The 20,188-nt window shown below is 69.3% G+C and carries 17 protein-coding genes, 1 tRNA gene and 1 pseudogene; 11 read left to right on the forward strand and 8 right to left on the reverse strand.

Features of this window, described 5'->3' with window-relative positions; translation table 11 throughout:
- The first annotated feature begins 23 nt into the window (after nucleotides 1-23).
- Complete coding sequence (locus ACSDR0_RS38705) at nucleotides 24-962, forward strand: hypothetical protein (protein ID WP_435293922.1); 939 nt, start codon at nucleotides 24-26, stop codon at nucleotides 960-962.
- A 128-nt stretch (nucleotides 963-1,090) separates the two neighbouring features.
- Here ACSDR0_RS38705 and ACSDR0_RS38710 read toward each other — a convergent pair whose 3' ends face one another.
- A complete protein-coding gene (locus tag ACSDR0_RS38710; RefSeq protein WP_435293923.1) occupies nucleotides 1,091-2,587 on the reverse strand; it encodes a protein kinase domain-containing protein in 1,497 nt (498 codons plus the stop codon).
- A gap of 253 nt (nucleotides 2,588-2,840) precedes the next feature.
- On the opposite strand from ACSDR0_RS38710, the gene ACSDR0_RS38715 reads away from it, so the two are divergent.
- From ACSDR0_RS38715 to htpX, 7 genes and pseudogenes are all read left to right on the forward strand, one after another.
- Entirely contained in the window at nucleotides 2,841-3,788 is a 948-nt protein-coding gene (locus ACSDR0_RS38715; RefSeq protein ID WP_435293924.1) for a 4Fe-4S binding protein, read from the forward strand.
- Nucleotides 3,785-4,321, forward strand: coding sequence for an NADH-quinone oxidoreductase subunit J family protein (locus ACSDR0_RS38720; RefSeq protein ID WP_435293925.1), 537 nt, complete (start codon nucleotides 3,785-3,787; stop codon nucleotides 4,319-4,321). Before ACSDR0_RS38715 ends, ACSDR0_RS38720 begins: the two co-directional genes overlap by 4 nt.
- Before the next feature lies 1 nt (nucleotide 4,322).
- A pseudogene (nuoK, locus tag ACSDR0_RS38725) lies at nucleotides 4,323-4,625 on the forward strand (NADH-quinone oxidoreductase subunit NuoK); the annotation flags it as partial.
- A gap of 185 nt (nucleotides 4,626-4,810) precedes the next feature.
- Entirely contained in the window at nucleotides 4,811-6,829 is a 2,019-nt protein-coding gene (locus ACSDR0_RS38730; protein WP_435293926.1) for an NADH-quinone oxidoreductase subunit 5 family protein, read from the forward strand.
- Nucleotides 6,830-7,051: 222 nt separating this feature from the next.
- Complete coding sequence (locus tag ACSDR0_RS38735; protein WP_435293927.1) at nucleotides 7,052-8,842, forward strand: complex I subunit 4 family protein; 1,791 nt, start codon at nucleotides 7,052-7,054, stop codon at nucleotides 8,840-8,842.
- Nucleotides 8,839-10,545 (forward strand): NADH-quinone oxidoreductase subunit N, encoded by a 1,707-nt coding sequence (locus tag ACSDR0_RS38740; protein ID WP_435293928.1) that lies wholly within the window; start codon nucleotides 8,839-8,841, stop codon nucleotides 10,543-10,545. The genes ACSDR0_RS38735 and ACSDR0_RS38740 overlap by 4 nt, the downstream gene beginning before the upstream one ends.
- A 76-nt stretch (nucleotides 10,546-10,621) precedes the next feature.
- Nucleotides 10,622-11,473, forward strand: coding sequence for a zinc metalloprotease HtpX (gene htpX, locus ACSDR0_RS38745; RefSeq protein ID WP_435293929.1), 852 nt, complete (start codon nucleotides 10,622-10,624; stop codon nucleotides 11,471-11,473).
- A 59-nt stretch (nucleotides 11,474-11,532) separates the two neighbouring features.
- Here the strand turns inward: htpX and ACSDR0_RS38750 are convergent, their stop codons facing one another.
- The 3 genes from ACSDR0_RS38750 to ACSDR0_RS38760 all read right to left on the reverse strand — a co-directional run bounded on the left by ACSDR0_RS38750 (nucleotide 11,533) and on the right by ACSDR0_RS38760 (nucleotide 14,366).
- Nucleotides 11,533-12,411: a hypothetical protein gene (locus ACSDR0_RS38750; RefSeq protein ID WP_435293930.1), complete on the reverse strand. Its 879-nt coding sequence runs from the start codon at nucleotides 12,409-12,411 to the stop codon at nucleotides 11,533-11,535.
- A 215-nt stretch (nucleotides 12,412-12,626) separates the two neighbouring features.
- On the reverse strand, nucleotides 12,627-13,202 hold the full coding sequence (locus ACSDR0_RS38755) for a pyridoxamine 5'-phosphate oxidase family protein (RefSeq protein WP_435293931.1): 576 nt from the start codon (nucleotides 13,200-13,202) through the stop codon (nucleotides 12,627-12,629).
- 294 nt (nucleotides 13,203-13,496) lie between these two features.
- A complete protein-coding gene (locus ACSDR0_RS38760; protein ID WP_435293932.1) occupies nucleotides 13,497-14,366 on the reverse strand; it encodes an oxidoreductase in 870 nt (289 codons plus the stop codon).
- A gap of 211 nt (nucleotides 14,367-14,577) precedes the next feature.
- Here ACSDR0_RS38760 and ACSDR0_RS38765 point away from each other — a divergent pair, with 211 nt between their 5' ends.
- Nucleotides 14,578-15,444, forward strand: a complete 867-nt coding sequence (locus tag ACSDR0_RS38765) for a helix-turn-helix transcriptional regulator (protein WP_435293933.1) — start codon at nucleotides 14,578-14,580, stop codon at nucleotides 15,442-15,444.
- Between the two features lie 119 nt (nucleotides 15,445-15,563).
- Here the strand turns inward: ACSDR0_RS38765 and ACSDR0_RS38770 are convergent, their stop codons facing one another.
- On the reverse strand, nucleotides 15,564-16,193 hold the full coding sequence (locus ACSDR0_RS38770; RefSeq protein WP_435293934.1) for a TetR/AcrR family transcriptional regulator: 630 nt from the start codon (nucleotides 16,191-16,193) through the stop codon (nucleotides 15,564-15,566).
- A 71-nt stretch (nucleotides 16,194-16,264) separates the two neighbouring features.
- On the opposite strand from ACSDR0_RS38770, the gene ACSDR0_RS38775 reads away from it, so the two are divergent.
- A complete protein-coding gene (locus tag ACSDR0_RS38775; RefSeq protein ID WP_435293935.1) occupies nucleotides 16,265-16,948 on the forward strand; it encodes a hemerythrin domain-containing protein in 684 nt (227 codons plus the stop codon).
- Between the two features lie 298 nt (nucleotides 16,949-17,246).
- Here the strand turns inward: ACSDR0_RS38775 and ACSDR0_RS38780 are convergent, their stop codons facing one another.
- Nucleotides 17,247-17,741, reverse strand: coding sequence for a YajQ family cyclic di-GMP-binding protein (locus tag ACSDR0_RS38780; RefSeq protein ID WP_435293936.1), 495 nt, complete (start codon nucleotides 17,739-17,741; stop codon nucleotides 17,247-17,249).
- A 454-nt stretch (nucleotides 17,742-18,195) separates the two neighbouring features.
- On the opposite strand from ACSDR0_RS38780, the gene ACSDR0_RS38785 reads away from it, so the two are divergent.
- Nucleotides 18,196-18,277, forward strand: a tRNA-Tyr gene (locus ACSDR0_RS38785).
- A gap of 123 nt (nucleotides 18,278-18,400) precedes the next feature.
- On the opposite strand, the gene ACSDR0_RS38790 is transcribed toward ACSDR0_RS38785, so the two are convergent.
- Nucleotides 18,401-19,783 carry a tyrosine-type recombinase/integrase gene (locus tag ACSDR0_RS38790; protein WP_435293937.1) on the reverse strand — a complete coding sequence of 461 codons (1,383 nt, stop codon included), beginning with the start codon at nucleotides 19,781-19,783 and terminating at the stop codon, nucleotides 18,401-18,403.
- Nucleotides 19,783-20,169, reverse strand: a complete 387-nt coding sequence (locus ACSDR0_RS38795) for a helix-turn-helix transcriptional regulator (RefSeq protein ID WP_435293938.1) — start codon at nucleotides 20,167-20,169, stop codon at nucleotides 19,783-19,785. Before ACSDR0_RS38795 ends, ACSDR0_RS38790 begins: the two co-directional genes overlap by 1 nt.
- Nucleotides 20,170-20,188 lie beyond the last annotated feature (19 nt).

A 20,188-nucleotide genomic window follows, 5' to 3' on the forward strand; every position in this document is an offset into this window, starting at 1 on the left:
ACCAGCTGCCAAGGACGGAACGCATGACCCTCGCGCTTGCCGTGGAAAAGGATGAACTGGTCGTCGACGTGCCGGAACATCCGCCGATGCGGCTACCGCTCGCCGGGGAGGGCCGGGCGAGCACTTTGCTGATCTTCGGCTATCCCGGCAGGGGAAGGACGAGATACGGCCTGGCGGTGCTCGACGAGTCCGGCCTGGTGATGCTGGAGGCCCCGGGATCCCGCTCGAAGAGGGCGGTGAAGGCGTTCGCCGAGGACAACGGGCTGGAGTTCGAGTTCCGGGCGTTCGAGACGCCGCAGCGGGCCAGGGTCGCCCTCGCCCGCAGGTCGCCGAGATGGCGCGCGGTGACCTGGCGCAGGGCGCCCGCCCCCCTGCCGCGCCTGCGCATGCCCGGCGCGAGAACCCTCAGACCGCCCCTGAGCTCGCCGAAGGTGTGGTGGCGCGAGCAGCTGCTGTACGTGCTGATGTGGGCGGTGCTCGCCTACGGGGCGGTCTTCGTGGCGCTCGTGCTCCTCAACCTGACCGAGGCCCGCGCCGACGTCACCCGGGGGATGGGTCCGCTCGGGATCGCCGCCCTGGTGCTGGCCGCGCTGACGGTCGCCGGTGCCGTCGTCGTGGTCGGGGTCGGCCGCCGCAGGTCCCGCAACCAGACCGTCCAGGGGCGCGTGCTCAGGCGCGAGGGACAGCCGCACTGCCGCCTGGTGGTCGTCCACGACCGCCTCCTGCTGGAGACCGCGCGCAGGACCCGCGAGCTGGACGCCTCCGAGCTGCTGCTGTACTCGGCGGAGTCCGGGGTGACCGGCCTGCTGGTGGGCGGGGAGCTGTTCCACCTGCCGGGACGCTGGGACGCCGCGGAGGTCGAGCGCTTCGCCACCGCGAACGACCTGGAGCTCACGGTGCGCACGCTGACCCGCGACGAGTATCTGGACCTGACGGCACGGGCGAAGGACGCGGTCCCCTAAAGCCGGATCCGGGATCCCGGACCCAGGGCCCCGGCTTACGGCTTACGGGCCCGGCTCACGAATCCAGGACCCCGGCTCACGGGCCCCGGACCCCGGACCCGGTCACGGGCGCCGATGATCGCGGGTCCCTACTGCACGATCCGCAGCATGATGTCGGCGGCCGTGGGCCGGTTGCCCGGCTGCTTGTCCAGGCAGGCGGCGGCCAGCGGGCGCAGCGACCGGGGCAGGGCCGCCAGGTCCGGATGGTGGTTGATCACCCGGTTCAGGATCGCGGGGATGGTGTCCTCCCCGAAGGCCACCTTCCCCGAGGCGGCGAAGATCATGGTCGCGGCCCAGCTGAACACGTCGGTCTCCGGGCCGATCGCCTTACCCGCGAGCTGCTCGGGCGACATGTAGGCGGGGGTTCCCATGATGTTGCCCGACGTCGCGGTGACCTGGTCGAGAGCTCGGGCGATGCCGAAGTCGATCACGCGGGGGCCGTCGGCGCCGATCAGCACGTTGGCCGGTTTGAAATCGCGGTGCACCACGCCGGCCCGGTGGATCGCGGCCAGCGCGCCCGCCGTGGCCAGGGCCAGCCGGGTCAGGCCGTCCTCGTCGCGCGGGCCCTTGTCGCGGACCAGCTGCTCCAGGGAGTCGCCCTCCACGTACTCGCTGACGACGTACGCCTGGTCCTCGTTGATGTTCACGTCCAGCACCCGTGCCGTGGAGAACGTCGCCACCCTGCGCGTCGCCTCCACCTCCCGCAGGAACCGCTCCCTGACCACCTGGTTGCCGTTGAAGTGCTCGTGCAGCACCTTGATCGCGACCTTCTGCCCCTGCGGGGTCAGTGCGAGGTGAACCGTTCCCTGGCCGCCCTTCCCCAGGCTGCCGATCAGCCGGTACGGCCCCAGCCAGCCCTGTGGGGCCGGGGCGTTCTGGCCCTGCGAGGTGTAGGCGGGCCGGCCCTGCGCGTAGGGGGCCTGGGAGCCGTGCGAGGCGTGGGTGGGCTGGCCCTGCGCGTAGGGGACGTGAGGGGCGTGTGAGGCATGGGTGGGCTGGCCCTGCGCGAAACGACCCTGGGTGTACTCGGGCGCGTACTGCGGCGGCCGGCCGTCATGGCGGGGCTGTGGCGGCCGCTGGTATCCGCCGTGGTGCGGAGGCTCCAGGTGGCGCGGCTGCGGTCCCTGCGCGGGCGGGTACATGACCGAGGCCGCGGTGGGACCCGTCTGGTACGACGGCACCTGGGGCGGGCCCTGGACATGGCCGTACCCCGGAGGCGGCCCCGGGCGGAATTCCTGGGACGGCCACTGCCGGAAAACCGATCCCCTGAGGATCAGCGCGTGGCCCAGCCCGCCGATCCAGCTGCCGAACAGGCCGATCGTCCCGATGGTGTCCAGCACGACCGGGATGCTGTCGGAACTCCCGTAGATGGCCGCGGCGGTCATGAAGATGCCGATGCCGAGGCCGTAGAAGACGGCGGCGATGACCAGCAACGGGCTCCGCAGCCGGCGCGCGGCGTGGCCGATGACGAACGGTGTCCCGATGCCGCAGGTCAGCAGGGGTACCAGCGCCCACACGACGCTCCATGCCGTGTTGGATCGCGCCGGTGGTTGCGACTGCCAGGCCGGCCCGTGCTGGTGGGACATGTGGCGAACAATACGATTTTTTCAGGATGTCCGCAGTCGCTTCGGCGGTGAGGCGGTGTTGGGGGGTTGTTCTCGAACACACAGTCTGTGGATAACTTCTGTGGATAACTTGTTTCCCAGGTTGATTCCCCTGCCGTTACGGTCACCGGGGCCCACGCATTCCCGAGCGCCCCGCTGTGCGCCATGATGTTGAGTTGTGGCACGGATACCAGGAGTGGGTCTGGCGAAGGGGCTTTCCGTCACCCTTCGCCACATGCTGAGCAGGTCGGTGACTCAGCAGTACCCCGAAGTCCGGCCGGAGTTGCCCCCGAGGAGCAGGGGGGTGATCGCGCTGGTCGAGGAGAACTGCACGGTGTGCATGCTCTGTGCCCGCGAGTGCCCCGACTGGTGCATCTACATCGACTCCCACAAGGAGACCCTCCCCGCCCCGGAAGGCGGCCGTCCCCGGGCCCGCAACATGCTCGACCGCTTCGCGATCGACTTCTCCCTGTGCATGTACTGCGGGATCTGCATCGAGGTCTGCCCCTTCGACGCCCTGTTCTGGTCCCCCGAGTTCGAGTACGCCGAAGGCGACATCCGCAACCTTCTCCATGAGAAGGACAAGCTGGCCGCCTGGGCGCAGACCGTTCCGCCGCCTCCGGCCCACGAGCCCAACGCCGATCCGCCGAAGGAGCTGGCGGCCACCTCCCGCCCGGTCCGGCCCCGCCCCGCCCCCTCCGGGCCCGCTCCCGCTTCCGAGGCCACTCCCGCCCCGGGCCCCGTCGCCGGTCCCGGCCCGGGAACCTCCGCGCCCGGCGCGTCGCCTCCTTCGCCCGGCGCCCCGGCCTCCACAGCCGAATCCCCCTCCGCAGCCGAGTCCCCCTCCGGGCCGGGTCTCCCGTCCGGCCCTGTCGCGGGTCCGGGTCCCGGAGTCTCCGCGCCCGGCGCGTCGCCTTCTCCGCCCCCCGGCGCCCCTGAGGCGCCACCCGCGCGGCGCGGCCCGTCCCCGGGGAGACCGTCCAGGCCGGGCACCTCGGCGGGGCACGCGAGTGTCCGGGCCATCCGGCCACCGGGCGCCCTTCCGAAGAAGAACGATCCGTCCACAGGTGGGTCGTCCGTTGAAAAGTTATCCACAGGTGGGGGCGACACGTCTCCGGCGGCGGCCGCACCGGAGCAGACTCCTCCCACGGATCCGAGTGGAGAGCCCGAGGAGGAGACGTGACCGAGGTGCCGTCCTATCTGTCGCCGACCGGGCAGGAGATCGTCTTCCTTCTGCTGGGCGCGGTGGCCGTCGGGTCGGCGCTCCTCGTCGTGACCACCAGGCAGCTCGTCCACGCCGCCCTCTGGCTGGTCGTCTGCTTCGGCGCGCTGGCCGGGTGCTATCTGGTCCTCACCGCCGAGTTCGTGGCCTGGGTCCAGGTGCTGATCTACGTCGGGGCGATCGTGGTCCTGCTCCTGTTCGGCATCATGCTCACCCGCGCCCCGATCGGCAGGAGCGCCGACCTCGACAGCCCGAACCGGCCGGCCGCGGCGATCGTGGCGATCGCCACCGCGGCCGTGCTGGTCACCGTTGTCGTCGACGGCTTCCGCATGGCCTACGTCCCGCTTGAGCCCGGCGGCGGCTCGGCCGGCGAGCTCGGTTCCAGCATCTTCCGTAACTGGGTGCTCCCGTTCGAGGCGCTCTCCGTCCTGCTGCTGGCGGCTCTGATCGGCGCCATCGTCCTGTCCCGCACGGACATCCGCGGGAGGGACTGACGTGCACGTCGTCTATCCCGCGGTCGTCTCGGCGCTGCTGTTCTCCATCGGCGTGTACGGGGTGCTCGCCCGCCGCAACACGATCCTCGTGCTGATGTCCGTCGAGCTCATGCTCAACGCCGTCAACCTCAATCTGGTCGCCTTCGACGTGTGGTTGCGCGACAGGCTGCACAGCGGGCAGGTTCTCACGCTGTTCGTCATCGTGATCGCCGCCGCCGAGGTCGGCCTCGGTCTCGCGATCATCCTCGCGCTCTACCGCAACCGCCAGACCGTCGACCTCGACCGCCTCCGCTCCCTGTCCGATCCCACCGACACCGACACCGACACCGACACCGACACCGACTCCGACTCCGTCGACCCCGCCGACGTCGACCCCGCCGGCCCCGACTCCGCCGACCCCGACCCCATCAACGCCGGTTCCAGCACCGGTTCGCGGCGGCCCCGGTCCGAGGCCGGATCCGGGGCGGACTCCAGGCCGGGTGACGCGCCATGATCACTATCGCCTCCCTCGTGATCCTGCTGCCCTTCCTCTCGGCGGCCGCCGGGCTGCTCGGTTCCCGCTTCCCCCGGGGTCTCCGCGGCGTGACGCCCCCGGAGGCCGGCGTCCCCACGGACGACACCTCCAAGGTCACCACCGGCACCGGCACCGGCACCGGCACCGGCAGCGACACCGACGCCAACCGCCGGGCCGCCTGGATCGCCGTGGTGCCGACCGCGATCTCCGCGGCCCTGGCGATCTGGCTGGCCTACGCCACCTGGGCGGCCACCGGCGGGAGCGGAATCGAGCTGTCCGCGCCGGCCGAGCTGAGGGCTCAGGGGGCGATCGACGGTGTCACCGCGACGTTCACCGTCATCGAGACGGGCTCGGTGCCGATCACGGTCGGGCTGCTGGTCGACGGCCTCGCCGCGTCGATCGCCGTGCTGGTCGGCGTGGTCGCGCTGGCCGTGCAGGTCTACTCCGTCGGCTACATGCGCGACGACCGGCGCTACCCGTCCTACAGCTCCTTCATCAGCCTGTTCACCAGCGCCATGCTGCTGGTCGTCTACGCGGCCGACCTCATGGTCCTCTACGTGGGCTGGGAGATCATGGGCCTGTGCTCCTACCTCCTGGTGGGGCACTGGTGGGAAGACAGAGCCAACTCGCGAGCGGCGATCAAGGCGTTCCTCGTCACCCGGATCGGCGACGTCGGATTCCTGTTCGGCATCTTCGTCCTCGGGGCGGCGGCGGACAGCTTCAGGATCGCCGACGTCATCGCCGCGGTCCCCGAGATGTCGTCCGGCACCCTCATCGCCGCCACCATGCTGCTGCTGGCCGGGGTCGCGGGGAAGAGCGCCCAGGTGCCGCTGCACGTCTGGCTCCCCGACGCGATGGCCGGACCGACACCGATCAGCGCCCTCATCCACGCGGCCACCATGGTCGCCGCGGGCATCTTCGTCGTCGCCCGCCTCTACCCGGCCTTCCTCGGCGCCCGCCCCACCCTGGACGTCCTCGCGGTCCTGGCAGCCCTCGGCATGCTCGGCGCGGCTCTCGCCGCCCTGGCCCAGGACGACCTCAAGCGCGTCCTCGCCTACTCCACGATCAGCCAGCTCGCCTATATGGCCGGCGCCCTGGCCGCCGGGTCCCGGAGCGCCGCGGTCTTCCACCTGATCACCCACGGCGCTTTCAAGGCGCTTCTCTTCCTCTGCGCCGGAGCGGTGATCCACGCGGTCGGCTCCAACCTGATGAGCGGGATGGGAGGCCTCAGAAAGGAGCTTCCCGTCACCTTCGCCGCGATGACGATCGGTTTCGCCGCGCTGATGGGCCTGCCCCCGGCCAGCGGCTTCTTCAGCAAGGACGAGGTGCTGGTGGCCATCGAGCGTTCCCTGTCGTCGGGGCCGCTGACCGGCGCCGCAGCCTTCCTGCTCTACGGCTGCGCCCTCGTCACGGTCGCGGTGACCGGCGCCTACGCCACCCGCGCATGGCTGCGCACCTTCTTCGGGCAGCGTGGTGCCCCCCTGCCCCATCCTCAGCCCGCGTCCGGCGCTTCTCACGCCGTCCACACTGCCGTTCACGAGGCTCCGGCCACCATGCGCTGGCCCATTCTCGTCCTGGCCGTTCCCGCCCTGCTCCTCGGCCTCGCCCGTGTCGGCGACGTCCACTGGGGCACCGCCGCCCTCAGCCTCGCGGTGGCACTGCTGGGCGCGGGGGCGGTCTACGCCGTGTGGCGCTCCGCCCCCCTGGCCGATCCGGCCCGCCTGCTCGGCCCGCTCAGAGCCCCCTGCGAGCGCGCCTTCTACGCCGACGCCCTCTACACCGGGCTTTTCGTCCGGCCCGTGCTGCTCCTCGCGAGTCTCGTCGTCCGTACCGACAACCGAGTGGTGGACGGTGCCGTGCGCGGCTCGGGTCAGGCGACCCTTGGCCTGGCGGGGCTGGTCCGCCTGGTGCAGAACGGCAACGCCCAGCTCTACATCACCGGCCTCCTGGCCGGAGTCCTCATGATCGCGGCCGGGGCGGTGATCTTGAGATGATCTCTCTGCTGTTCTGGGGCATCGTGGCCCTCGTTGTGCTGCTCCTCATCCGTCTGGCGGTGACGCGCCGTTGACCTCCTCTCCGCGACCGAACACAGGGCCGGACCCGACACCGGACACAAGGGCGAACCCAACACCGAATACGAACCCGGATCCGAGGCCGGGCACAAGGGCCGGCTCGGCGCCGAACTCCGAGCCCGACTCCTGTGAGGTGGCCACGCCATGAGCTGGGTGCTGATCGCGCTCCTCGGCGTGCCGCTCGCCGGAGCCGCCGCGCTGCTCGCACCGTCCGGGGCGGACGCCGAGGCCAGGAAGCGGCTGCTCAGGATGCACGGCCTGGTCGTCTCCGGGCTCACGTTCGCGTTGTCGGTGGTGCTGGTCGCCGCGTTCGACTACGGCGACGCCGCCCGGGTGCAGTTCGTGACCGACCTGGCGTGGATCCCCGGCCTCGACCTCAGGTTCCACCTCGGCGTGGACGGGATCTCGCTGCCGCTGGTCGTGCTGACCACGCTGCTGACCTTCCTCTGCTTCGTCTACCTGTGCCGGGGGCGCGCCGACGGCCCCGGACAGTTGCTGGGTCCCCGCCCCGGCGGCAACCGGCCACGGGCGCTGGTGTTCACGCTGCTCGTCCTCGAAGTGGGCATGATCGGCACGTTCCTCGCGCTCGACCTGCTGCTGTTCTTCGTGTTCTTCGAGGTCGTCCTCATCCCGATGTACTTCGTGATCGCCATCTGGGGCGGGCGTGCCCGCCGGGCGGCGGCGATCAAGTTCATCCTCTACACCCTGCTCGGCTCGGTGGTCCTGCTGCTCGGCCTGCTGCTCATCTGGTCGCAGACCGGCACCCTGGACATGACCGCCCTCGCGCAGGCACGGGGGACCGGCATGTCCCCCTCGGCGCAGACCCTCGCCTTCCTGGCCGTCGGCATCGGTTTCGCGGTCAAGACCCCGATGTGGCCGCTGCACACCTGGCTGCCCGACGCCCACACCGAGGCGCCGACCGTCGGCTCGGTGCTCCTGGCGGGCGTGCTGCTCAAGATGGGCACGTACGGCTTCGTCCGCGTCGCGATCCCGATCCTGCCCGATGGCGCCGCCGTGATGGCCCCCTGGCTCGGGGCCTTCGCGGTGATCGGCATCGTCTACGGCTCGCTGGCCTGTCTCGCCCAGCGTGATCTCAAAAGGATGATCGCCTACTCCTCGGTCGGCCACATGGGTTTCGTGCTCCTGGGCTTCGCCACGCTCTCCCCGGCCGGAGTCAACGGCGCCCTGTTCGGCAACATCGCCCACGGCCTGATCACCGCCCTGTTGTTCTTCATCGCCGGAGCGATCAAGGAGCGCTACGGCACCTCCGACATGCCGGCCCTCGGCGGTGGCATGCTGACACGCCTCCCCCACCTCGCCTCCCTGCTCACCTTCGCCTGCGTCGCCTCACTCGGGCTGCCGGGACTGGCGGGCTTCTGGGGCGAGATGCTGGCCCTCCTCGGTGCCTTCGAGTCGGCCGCGGGCCTGTCCCGCCCCCTCTACCTGGTCTTCATGGCCCTCGGAGGTCTCGGTACCGTGCTGACCGCCGCCTACTTCCTGCTCATGCTCTCCCGCGTCACCCACGGCAGGAGCACCGAGACCGTCCACGTCCCGGTCCTCGCCGCGACCGCCGCGGGCGGTCTCCCCTCCACGGGCCCGACCGGGGAAGAGGGCGACCACGAGGGTGCCCCCATCTCCGGGGCGGGCGAGAAGGAGGGCCTCTCCGCGGCGACCGTCGGCGGGGGAGACGTTTCCCTTCCGGCGACGACTCCGGAAACGACTTCGCGAACGACGCCGGCGGTGGCTTCGGGGACGACTTCGCGAGTGATCTCGGGAGCGGCGAGGGCGGGCAGGTCGCGCATGCCCGACGTGACGGGCTACGAGCTGGCCGCGTGGGTGCCGCTGATCGCGTTGATCCTGCTGTTCGGGCTCTGGCCCAAGGCGTTGCTCCTCCTCACTGATCCGGTGGTCCGGACCCTGGTGGGCGCGCCGTGATCCAGTCGATCGACTACTACGCGGTCGCGCCGCCCCTGATCCTCGCCCTCACCGCCGGGCTCGTGCTGCTCCTGGACGCCTTCCTGCCCCACAGGCCGTACGTCCGGACGGCACTCGGCGCGGTCACGCTGGCCGGGGTGATCGGCGCCCTGGCGGTGGTGATCTCTCAGGCCGTACGTGCCGGAGACCCGCTGAGGACCTTCTGCGTGCCCGAGGGGCTGCTCGGCTCCTCCCGCGCGGCGATCGGCGCCATCGTCCCTCCGGTCACCGGGCCGACGGTGCCCACGGCCGCCACGGCGCCGTGCTCGTTCGTGGTCGACGACTTCACGCTGGTCTTCGCGGGGCTAGCGCTGGCCGCCGGGATCGTCGTGGTGCTGCTGTCGGCGGCCGAACTCTCCTCCGGGGACATCCCCGTCGGGGAGTGGTACTTCCTGCTGCTCTGCACGCTGGCGGGTGCCGTCGCCCTGCCCGCCTCCCGTGACCTGATCATGCTGGTGGTCGCGCTGGAGCTCGTCTCGCTGCCGGTGTTCGCGCTCACCGCGCTCAAGCGCTACGACGGCCGGAGTTCCGAGGCGGCGGTCAAGCTCTTCCTGGTCTCCGTGGTCTCCACGGCGGTGATGCTCTTCGGGGTCTCCCTGCTGTACGGGACGACCGGCACCGTCTATCTCGACCGGATCGCCCACGCCCTGCGACAGGGCGTCCCCGCCGCCGGCCTCGGGCCCGGCCAGGGAGGCGTCGGCGACGGCAGCGCCTACAGCTCCTCGCTGCAGATCGGTTATGACCTGCCCGCCGTGGTCACCGTGGCCGTGGTCCTGGTCCTCGCCGGATTCGCCTTCAAGATCGCAGCGGTGCCGTTCCACGCGTGGGCGGGTGACGTCTACCAGGGCGCCCCCCTCCCCATCGCGGCCCTCCTGTCCGTCATCTCCAAGGCGGCGGGGTTCGCCGGGCTGATCCTCATCCTGGTCGTCGCCCTAGGGGGCCAGGGAGCCACCTGGGTCCCCCTGATCGCGATTCTCGCCGCGCTGACCATGACCGTGGGCAACCTCCTGGCCATGCGCCAGCGCCATGCCGTGCGGCTGCTCGCCTGGTCGTCCGTCGCCCAGTCGGGCTACATCCTCGCCCCCCTCGGCATCAGGGACGACGAGGCGATGAACGCCTCGATCGCCTACCTGGTCTTCTACGCGGCGATGAACCTCGGGGCGTTCGCCGTGGTCACGCTGGTGTCGAGGCGGTCGGGCAGGGGAGAGCTGGACGACTACCGGGGCCTGGCGTTCCGGAGTCCGGCGGCCGGGCTGGCACTGGCCTTCTTCCTGATCTGCCTGGCGGGCCTGCCCCCGGGGCTGGCCGGCCTCTTCGCCAAGATCGTGGTGTTCCGGGAGCTCCTCGGTGGCGGCGGTGGCTGGCTGGCCGCCGTGATGGCGGTCAACACGGTCATGGGCCTCTACTACTACGTCGCCTGGGTCGTCCGGATCTTCACTCCGGCTCCGGCTCCGGCCCTGGCTCCGGTGACCGGGGGCGTCGCGACTGGGAGTGCCGTGACGGGGAGTGCCGTGACGGGAAGCGCGGGAACGGGCGGTCGCGGTGCCGGATGGATACCCGCGAGTGTGGCGGTCGCGGTGGCAGTGATCATCGCGATCGCGTTCTCGGCCGCCCCCCAGCTGGTCCTCGACCTCGTCCCCGCGGCACTCATCGCCGCGGGCTGAACCGCCCGGGAACGTTCGACCTGGCCGGAGACGTTGTTACAGGTGAATCGGCATCAACCGAGAGGGGGGTGTAGTAGTGCATCACAACGGTCTGCGTACCGCGGTCCTCCTCGGCGCACTGTCCGCGGTGATCATCGCGGTGGGGGCGTGGTTCGGAGGCGGCGTCGGCGTGCAGATCGCCGTTCTGGTCGCGCTGGCCACCAGCGGCGTCGCCTACTTCTTCTCCGACCGCATCGCGTTGTCCGCCATGCGCGCCCGGCCGGTGGGTGAGGTCGAGCAGCCGCTCCTCTACCGGATCGTGCGCGAGCTCTCCACCGAGGCCCGCCAGCCCATGCCCCGGCTCTACGTCTCGCCGACCATGCAGCCCAACGCCTTCGCGACGGGGCGCAACCCCCGCAACGCCGCGGTCTGCGTGACCTACGGGATCACCCAGATCCTCGACGAGCGCGAGCTGCGCGGAGTCATCGGGCACGAGCTCTCCCACGTCTACAACCGCGACATCCTGATCTCCTCGGTGGCCGGCGCGCTCGCCACCATGATCACCTACCTCGGCTACGTCGGCCTGTTCTTCGGCGGCGGGGACGACGACGAGGGCCCCGGGTTCATCGGTGCACTCCTCATGATCGTGCTTGGCCCGGTCGCGGCCGGAATGATCCAGATGGCCATCTCCCGCTCCCGCGAATACCAGGCGGACGAGTCCGGTGCCCGGCTGACGGGTGACCCGCTGGCCCTCGCCTCGGCGCTGAGGAAGATCGAGATGGGCGCCCGTCAGCTGCCCCTCCCGGAGAACGGCCGGATCGCCTCCGCCTCCCACCTGATGATCGCCAATCCCTTCCGCGGGGCCGGGATCGGCCGGATGTTCTCCACCCACCCGCCCACCGCCGAGCGTGTCGCCCGCCTGGAGCGCATGGCCGGCTACCGCCGCTGACCCTGCCGTCCCTTGCGCTCCCGTGCCCTTGTGACCCCGTTCCCGGCCCCATCGGCGGGTCAGGGGGTCAGTCCGGTGACGATCGGGTTGTAGACGGATCCGGGCACGACGAAGCCGCCCACCCGCTCCGTCCCGCCCGCCTCCTGATCGACCCGATACCAGGTGTAGCGGGCGCCTCCCCCCTTCCTGAGCCTGCGCGGTGTGACCGTCTGCAGATCGAGGTGGCCATCGCCGTTCCAGCGCATCCGGGTCGGGGTTCTGCCGACGGGCACGGCGACGGGATCGAGCCTGGGGATGCCGCCGGTGGACACGTTCCACAGGCGGATTCCCGCGTCGCGCGCCGTGAAATGGGCGACGGTCTCACCATCCGGGCCGAGCGCGCCTCCCACCGGGACGCGTCCCCGCTCGACGAAGGGCGACATCGAGTAGATCCCCGCCTGGAACGTGTCATCCACCACGAGTACGAACTTCGCGTCAGGGCTGAAACTCCACGGCCGCAGTCCGGGTGGCACCGGGATGCTCTCCCCGCTGTACGTGTCCAGGATCCGGTGCTCCCAGCCGATGCCCAGCACCGCGTACCGCCCACCGGGAGAGAGGTCGACCCGTGCCGCGCGCATGGCGTTCGACCACGTCACACCCGGCACCGCGCGCACCTCGCCGGTGGCCATCTCCCGCACCACCAGAGCCCCGCTCCTCAGCTGGAAGTACGCGACATGCCTGCCGTTCGGCGACAGGGCCAGCGGTGCTCGTTGCCTGCCCACGGAGAACACCCGGGCGTCGGGGAGGGCGACCACCCTGCCGCCGCGTACCCAGAGTTTCCACGGGGCGCAGACGCACCCGTCGAGTCCCGCGTACCGGACCGGAGGTCTCGCGCCCCCGGCCTTCGCGGGGACGCCCGCCCCCATGACCATGGCGATCGCGCCGACGCAAACGCTCAAGCGGCAGAACAACCCCACTGAGGCCCCCCTGAGTCTTTCGGACATACGGGGGGCGTCCGTCACGTACGGGTTTACTGTACGCCTCGGGGAAGATCGGCCGGTGATGTCGCCGTGAGTGTCATCCGACCGGGGCGGGAAGCGGAAACCCCTCCGGAGCAGGGCGAACGGCCCGGGCCTTCGCGGGGGACCGGGCCCGGCGGGGGTGGTCGGCCGTCTCAGGAGTGCTGCGTGACCGGGTCGGTCTCCGCGGCGGAGAGGCCGGGGATGCCGTCGATGCTCTCGCGGTTCTTCTGCGCCCGGTAGTCGCGCCGCTGCTGGACGTCCTTGCGTCCCGCCCACTCGTCCAGCAGCGTCCGGTCCTTGTCGAAGGACATGAACGGTACCGAGAAGCCGCAGGAGTCGGAGATCCGGTCACAGTCGACGACGATGATCGACCGCACGCCCGGATGCGGGCCGAAACTCTTGATCAGTGTCGCGAAGTCGGGGTTCTCCGGTACGACGACCCGGCCGGTGCCGTACAGGCGGAGGATGTTGGGAGGGCCGGAGAAGGCGCAGAACATGACCGTGATGCGGCCGTTCTGGCGGAGGTGGGCGATCGTCTCCACCCCGCTGCCGTCCAGGTCCAGGTAGGCGACGGTGGTGTCATCGAGAACGGCGAAGGTGTCGGCGTATCCCTTGGGGGACATGTTGACGTGGCCGCCCTGCTCGGGGGCCGTGGCCACGAAATAGACCGGCTGCGCTCCGATGAACTCACGCAGCCGATCGTCGATCTTGTCGTGAATTTTCCCCATGAACAGGACAATAGTTCTTTGCCGTTTTCCGGCCGGCACCGCGTCCGGTAGTTGCTTCCGGCCGCGAGGACGGCCCTGCTCGCGGACGGCTTTCCTCGCTCTCACCTTCCCCTTCGACTGTTCCCGGAACCGGGTCCGCGCGGCCGCGCCGGCCTTCGCGACGCCCTGCGGCACCGACCGAATCGGCGGCAGGGGACCGGCTGTCCTCCGGTTCCTGAGCATCCGAGGCGCCCCGGGGCAGCTCCCCCATAAGGGCCCTCCCGCCGGGCTGGTGGGAGGCCCCTTCCGTGCGGCTCAGCCGGCGACGTGATCGGTCGAGCGGGTCAGTTCCTGCCAGGTCTCGAGCTCCGCGCCGACGGCCGTGAGCTTGGCGCGGATGTCGGTCAGTGTCGAGGTGCCCAGCGGAATCCGGGCCGGCATCTCGCCGAGATCCGCAACGGACAGGATCGCGGCCGCGGCTTTCGCCGGGTCGCCCTCCTGCACCCCGTGGTTCTCTTTCGCCCAGGCGCGTGACGCCCCGCCGGTGGCGGCATAGTCATCGATGGCCCCCTCCACGTGCCGCAACGACGACGAGCCGAGGAAATCGGTGCGCAACGGGCCGGGCTGCACCGAGGTCACCTGGATGCCGAGCGGGGCGAGCTCCAGGCTCAGCGCCTCCGTGAGGCCCTCGACCGCGAACTTCGTCGCGCTGTAGACACCCCAGCCGGCCCACGCGACCACGCCGCCGGTCGAGCTCACGTTGAGAATCCTGCCGCGACCGGCCGCGCGCATCACCGGCACGACCGCCCGGATGACCGTCAACAGGCCGAAGACGTTGATGTCGAAGACACCGCGCGCCTCGGCGTCACTGGTCTCCTCGACCGCGCCGACCAGCCCGCGCCCGGCGTTGTTCACCAGGATGTCGATGCCACCGAACCGGGACACCGCCGCTTCGACGGCCGCGTCCGCCTGCCCCTGATCGGTGACGTCCAGCGGTACCACCAGCAGGTTGTCCGGACGGCCGGGCAGTGCTTTCTCGACCATCCGAGGATCCCGCGCGGTCGCCACGACCGAGTCGCCGCGCTCCAGTGCGGCCTTCACGATCTCCAGGCCCAGCCCACGCGACGCCCCGGTGACAAACCAAACGGACACGATGTTCTCCCTTGCCGAACGTTGCTGACGCATCCCATTAGGGCCCCGCCGGGAGGCGAAACGAAGAGGATGACTGGTACCCGTTGTCCTGGCTCTGACAGAGCCACGAAGCCGGTCGAATGCCGGTCGAATGACTGACGACCCGGCCTCTCCCGGCGCCTGCGCACGGAGGCCGGGCCGCCTGGCTCCGGCAGTACCACCCAGAGCCTGCCCGCCGACGGCCTGGCCAGCCATACTGGTCCGCATGGCGACCGGTAACGAACTGCGTGACTTCCTCACCTCGCGACGCGCGGCGCTCTCCCCCGAGGGCGTGGGACTGCCCAGCCCCACCACGGCCCGCCGGGTCAAAGGGCTGCGCCGCGAAGAGGTCGCGATCCTCGCCGGGGTCAGCGTCGACTACTACGTCAAACTCGAACAGGGCCGCGCCGGCAACGTCTCCGAGCAGGTGATCGACGCGGTCGTGCGGGCGCTGCGGCTCGACGAGGTCGAGGGCAGATATCTTCGATCACTGCTGCACCCGGGCATCGAGCACGCCGCTCGCCGCGGGCCTGCCGTGGCCAAGGCGCGGCCCGCCCTGCTGTCCATGATCCACGCCATCGACGTGCCGGCCGTCATCCACGGCCCGCACCTCGAGGTGCTCGGCATCAACCACGCCGGTAAGGCATTGCTGGACGATTTCAACGCGATGCCGATCGCGGAGCGCAACACCGCCCGATGGATGTTCCTGAACCCGCGCGCCCGCGTCGTCTACCGCGACTGGGCAGAGATCGCCGCCGACGTCGTCGCCGTCCTGCGGGCCGGCGCGGCGCCCGATACCGACAGCGAGGACCTGTCGAGAATCGTCGGTGAGCTCAGCACCCGATCCGAGGAGTTCGCGAGCATGTGGGCCGACTATCGGCTCTCCGAACACCAGCACGGCGTCAAACGGTTCTTCCACGAGGCCGTCGGCGACATGCGGCTCAACTATCAGACGCTGCACCTACCGGACAGCCACGGACAGAGCATCGTCATCTACACCGCCGACACGGGATCACCGTCCGAGGAGAAACTCCGGCTCCTGGCCAGCTGGACCGCCGAGGCGAACCCGGAACCCGCGCGAAGGACCGTATGAGATGAGGCAGCCGGCCTGAAGCGGGCCGTGCGACCAGGTCGCCGTACCGTCGCTCAGAGCGGTGCCGAGGCTCGCGGGCCGGAGACTCTGTCATGTCCCCTCCCATCGGCCGCTGGGGGTCATGTCGCCCTCCTGTCGGCCGCCGGGGCCAGCAGAGCGGCAGCGGCCTGCTCTGCCAGCCAGGCGGCGCCGTCGGCCCAGTCCCAGCCGAGCTCGCGGACCGTCCTCCACCCGCCCCGGCCGAAGTAGAACCAGAGAATCTGCTCGGTCCTGACCTGGTCGGTGCGAACGGCACCAAGCGTCACCAGGTGCTCGGCGATGCGGGCCAGCCGGCTCCGGTAGCGCCGGACGGCGTGCTCGGCCACGGCCGCCACCGCGGGATCGGCGGCGGCATTGTCGAACAGCAGGTTCAGGACGCTCTCGTGGCGCCGCGTCATGTCGCCCGTGCCCTCGGCCGTCCGGCGCAGGATGTCGTGGCCGTCGGCCGAGCCGAGTACGGCGTTCAAGGTGACCTGGATCTGCTCGTCGCCGGAGCTCTCCGCGATCAATGCCTCCATCAGCGCGGCCTTGCCGCCCACACTCGTGTACACGGTGTTCAGGGCGACGCTCGCTCGTTCGGCGATCCCGGCCACCGTGGCTCGCGCGTACCCCTGCTCCGCGAAGAGCTGCTCCGCAGCTCGCAAGATCGCGGCGCGGGTCTCTCGCGCCGCGACGGCCCGGACCGTCGAGGTGTACGCACGCTTCGTCATGAAATCACTATTACAGCAGGACATTGATAGTAATTTTTATACATTCAAAGTACACCTGTTAACATGAAATGGTGTTGATCGATCCGAACTCTCCCGCTGACAAGCCCGAGATCCAGCAGATGAAGGTCATCCACCGCGCGATGCGCCGCGAGTTCGCGCGGCTTCCCGAGCTGATCGCCGCCGTGCCCGCCGGCGACATCGCCCGCGCGCGCCTGCTCGGCGCCCATCTCGCTCTGGTGCTCGGCATGCTGCACGAACACCACGAGGCCGAGGACGAGCTGCTCTGGCCGATCCTCATCGAACGCGTCCCGCTTGAGAAAGACCTGATCGAAGTCATGCAGCGGCAGCATGACGCGATCGCCCGAGCCGTCGGCGTCGTCGAGGCCGGACTGCCGAGCTGGACCGCGGATGCGAGCCTCACGGCCCGCGACCGCCTCGCCGGCGCCCTACGCGACCTCGGATCGGCTCTCATCGAGCACCTCGGGCTGGAGGAGGGCGCAGTGCTCCCGCTCATCCACGAGCACCTCACCGTGCCGGAGTGGCTGGCGCCGCAGGAACACGCGATGAAGCACGGCCCGAAGCCCCTCACCGGCAAGTTGACCCTGGCCGGCATGGTCCTGGAGGACGCGACACCGCGCGAGCGGGCCTGGTTCCTCAGCGAGATGCCCGCTCCGGCCCGGTTTCTGTGGCGCGTGATGGGCGCCCGGCGATATGAGGCCCACGTGCGCGCGGTGCGCGCCGGGGCGCTGGGCTAGGAACGGATGACGGCAGCCGGTGTCACGCCGGCCATGCGCCGGAGCAATTCGAATTCTGCGGCGGCGGGCCGGAAGAGGCATGGCGCCGATGAGGTCGTTCACCGGAGCGCACGGCCGCGAACGGACGCGTCCCTTGCCGGGGAAGAGAGACCGCGTCGCTCACCTTCAGTGATCTGCTTGAAACGGGTGAGCGGCCGGGGCGCAAGAGAGCCTCTTGCCCCGGCCGTGTGCCCTGGATGCGCCCTCCCGGAGCAGTAAGGTCCTGAAACCACAGGTCAGAGCCTCGGTTTCACTTCTACTAGCGGTAGTTCGAGAACTGAAGGGCGATCTCCAGATCCTTGCCCTTGAGAAGGGCGATGACCTCCTGCAGTTCGTCCCTCTTCTTCGAGCTCACCCGCAGTTCCTCGCCCTGGATCTGAGCCTTGACGCCCTTGGGCCCCTCATCGCGAATGATCTTCGAGATCTTCTTGGCGTGCTCCTGGTCGATGCCCTCCTTGAGGTTCACCAGAAGCCGGTACTCCTTACCGGACAGCCTGGGCTCATCCGCGTCCAGAATCTTGAGGGAGAGCCCTCGCTTGATCAACTTGTCCTTGAAGACGTCGAGGACCGCGTTGGCGCGCTCCTCGCTGTTGGCCTTGATCTCAACGGCCTTCTGACCGCCCGACCAGGCGATGGTCGCGCCGGTGCCCTTGAAGTCGAATCGATGCCCGACCTCCTTGACCGTCTGGTTCAGCGCGTTGTCGGCCTCCTGGTGGTCGATCTTGCTAACGATGTCGAACGATGAATCCGCCAAAACACGATCCCCTCTGACCTGCTAGAACCATTAATCGCCACCCGGCTCCTGGGTGCCGCGGACCTCGGACCGCGACGGCGTCCGCGAGCCGGTGCGGTAGACGCGTACGTAACGGATCAGCCTAGCCAGCATCTCCCGCCGATGCCGAGGTGGCAGCGTGTCCTCATCCCGCCCTCGGCGAGTCCTGTGTCGCCCCAGCGTGTCTCATTCCCCTCCCGGGTTCCTGCCCACCTCGCTGTGTCCCCTCTCATCCGGCACACCGTCAGCCCTGTCCCGCCTCGACGTCGCGATACCTCTGACGCCACTCCCTCCCCACACAACACCGGGGCGGGCGGTGACATACGCACCAAAAGTCCTGATGGAGACGGGTGTCGGGAGGCGCCCTCCGTCGATGTCACGTCACCCCCGGAAGTCCGCTATTCTTCTTCCTGTCGCCGCCGCAAGCGGAGGACATGGCAGGTTGCCCGAGTGGTCAAAGGGAGCGGTCTGTAAAACCGTCGGCTCAGCCTACGCAGGTTCAAGTCCTGCACCTGCCACACCAGCAGAAACAGCCCTCTCACCAGCGAAAACGCGGTGCGGGGGCTGTTCTCGTATGTCCGGCTGTCTACGGCTGTCAACGGCGCTCTACGGCTGGCTGTTCCCAATGCGTTCCCACGGGATCAGCCCTTGGTGGCCTCCGAAATCCGGCGCATGGCCTCACCGTCCTGGCCGTGGATGCACTTGGCGTAGACCCGCAGCAGGACGTCCACGCTGTGTCCCGCCCACTCGGCGACCTGGGGTGCCGGCACCCCGGCGTTGAGCCACGTGGACACGGCGGCGTGACGTAGCGCATACGGGACGTCCATCAGCGGCGACAAGGCTTCTTCGGCGGTGAACGCCTTTGCTCTCGCCTCATGGAAAACCTTCAGGTAAGCGCGATCGGTCATTAATCCACCGCGTGGGCCGATAAAGACCCGCCGGTCCGGGCCGGTGCCGAACTCGTTGAGGTGCGCTCGAAGCAGCGCCACTAGCTCAGGATGGATCGGCACTCGCCGGGTGTCTCCTTCGGCGCGGTGCTTGAGCCCGCGGCGCTCTCGCGGCCGGCCGCTGTTGGTCCACCGACTTCCGGCCCGTGGTTCAGCGTTGGTGAGCCGCATTTCCCCCCACCCTTCTTCGGGAAGGCTGTGAAGGTGCTCCCGGCGCAGATCTACTACCTCTTCGGGACGCAGAGCTGCGTAATACATGCAGCCGAAGAACGCTTTCATGCGTTTTCCTCGCTGGCTGTTGGCTTCAACCTCGGCGAGAAATCCCCTCGCTTGGCTGATATTGACGACGGTGCGCGGGTCTACCGTGGTCAGTGTCCGGGGCTTGGTCCATTTCACGGCTTTAAGCGGGTTGGCCGTGAGTACACCGATTTCCTGACCGAACTCCATCGCACTGTTGAGCGTCATGCGCTTACGGTTGGCGGTGTTCGCGGCAGCGGGCTTGCCGCTCAGTGTCTTGCTGATCCTGTCGAGAATTCCTCGGGCCAGTGCAGTTCCTGCGCCCTGCTCGCTGAAGGTGGACATGGGCAGGGTGTTCTCGTCGAGCCAGCGAACGACTTTTTCCAATTCCGGCGGCGGTTCTCCGCCCTCGCGAATGCGGGTGCTGTAGGCCCAGCGGAGCGCGTCGCGTCGTATGTCGCGAGAAGGAACCCCGATCTCGGTGCTTAGTGCTACCTCGGTCGCGTCAACCAGCGCTTCGGCGATGCCGCGTCGATGGTTCGGCGAGGCATACGGCCATTTCGCGTCCACGAAGGCTAGCGTGAAGCTGTACCAGCTCAATATGGCCTCCTCCCGTTTCCACGAGATCGGGCGCCCTGTGATCGTGCTGAATGCCTCACCGCGGCGGGCGGCGGTCATCAGTTCTGACCGGAAGGCATCCGCCTGTGCGGCGTTGGCGTAGGGCTCTTTCCAGGACTTTCCCGCAACCTTCCACAGGACTCGATAGGAGGTGACCGCGCCTTCGGCATTCCTTCGTTTCTCGGTCTTGTGGATGCGGACGTCGTAGGTGATGTCCTTCATCAGGATGCGTCCTCCATGCGGGACAGCCAGCGTTCGTAATCGGAGAGGTAAACACGCAGATCGCTGTTGGGCAGCTTGGAGCATTGGGGGGCGCGCCCCTTTTGCCGCCAGTCGTAGAAGGTTGAGCGGTTGATGCAGAGGTCGTCGCAGATGTAGTCGATGGTGAGCTTTTCTTCGGCCCAATTAACTCTGGCGGTGGGAATCTCTTCCAAGGCAGAAAGCCATTTGTGGTAAGCGCTTCGCCGGACACGCAGGCTGCCGTTAAGCAACTTCAGGCACTGAGGGGCACGACCTTTGCTTCGCCAGTCGTAGAAGGTGCTGCGTGCGATCTTGAGATCTTTGCAGATTTGGTCAACGGTGATTGTTTTGACGTCGGCTTTTGTCACGGCGCGCGTGTCCTTCCGG

Origin of the sequence: Streptosporangium sp. G11 (genome assembly GCF_051192615.1) — a bacterium.
GTDB lineage: Bacteria > Actinomycetota > Actinomycetes > Streptosporangiales > Streptosporangiaceae > Streptosporangium.

What these genes read in the sequence shown, in the direction of transcription:
- ACSDR0_RS38705 (WP_435293922.1), top strand. Translation starts at nt 24, where the DNA reads ATGACCCTCGCGCTTGCCGTGGAAAAGGATGAACTGGTCGTCGACGTG.
- ACSDR0_RS38710 (WP_435293923.1), bottom strand. Translation starts at nt 2,587, where the DNA reads ATGTCCCACCAGCACGGGCCGGCCTGGCAGTCGCAACCACCGGCGCGA.
- ACSDR0_RS38715 (WP_435293924.1), top strand. Translation starts at nt 2,841, where the DNA reads ATGCTGAGCAGGTCGGTGACTCAGCAGTACCCCGAAGTCCGGCCGGAG.
- ACSDR0_RS38730 (WP_435293926.1), top strand. Translation starts at nt 4,811, where the DNA reads ATGATCACTATCGCCTCCCTCGTGATCCTGCTGCCCTTCCTCTCGGCG.
- ACSDR0_RS38735 (WP_435293927.1), top strand. Translation starts at nt 7,052, where the DNA reads ATGAGCTGGGTGCTGATCGCGCTCCTCGGCGTGCCGCTCGCCGGAGCC.
- ACSDR0_RS38755 (WP_435293931.1), bottom strand. Translation starts at nt 13,202, where the DNA reads ATGGGGAAAATTCACGACAAGATCGACGATCGGCTGCGTGAGTTCATC.
- ACSDR0_RS38760 (WP_435293932.1), bottom strand. Translation starts at nt 14,366, where the DNA reads ATGCGTCAGCAACGTTCGGCAAGGGAGAACATCGTGTCCGTTTGGTTT.
- ACSDR0_RS38765 (WP_435293933.1), top strand. Translation starts at nt 14,578, where the DNA reads ATGGCGACCGGTAACGAACTGCGTGACTTCCTCACCTCGCGACGCGCG.
- ACSDR0_RS38770 (WP_435293934.1), bottom strand. Translation starts at nt 16,193, where the DNA reads ATGACGAAGCGTGCGTACACCTCGACGGTCCGGGCCGTCGCGGCGCGA.
- ACSDR0_RS38790 (WP_435293937.1), bottom strand. Translation starts at nt 19,783, where the DNA reads ATGAAGGACATCACCTACGACGTCCGCATCCACAAGACCGAGAAACGA.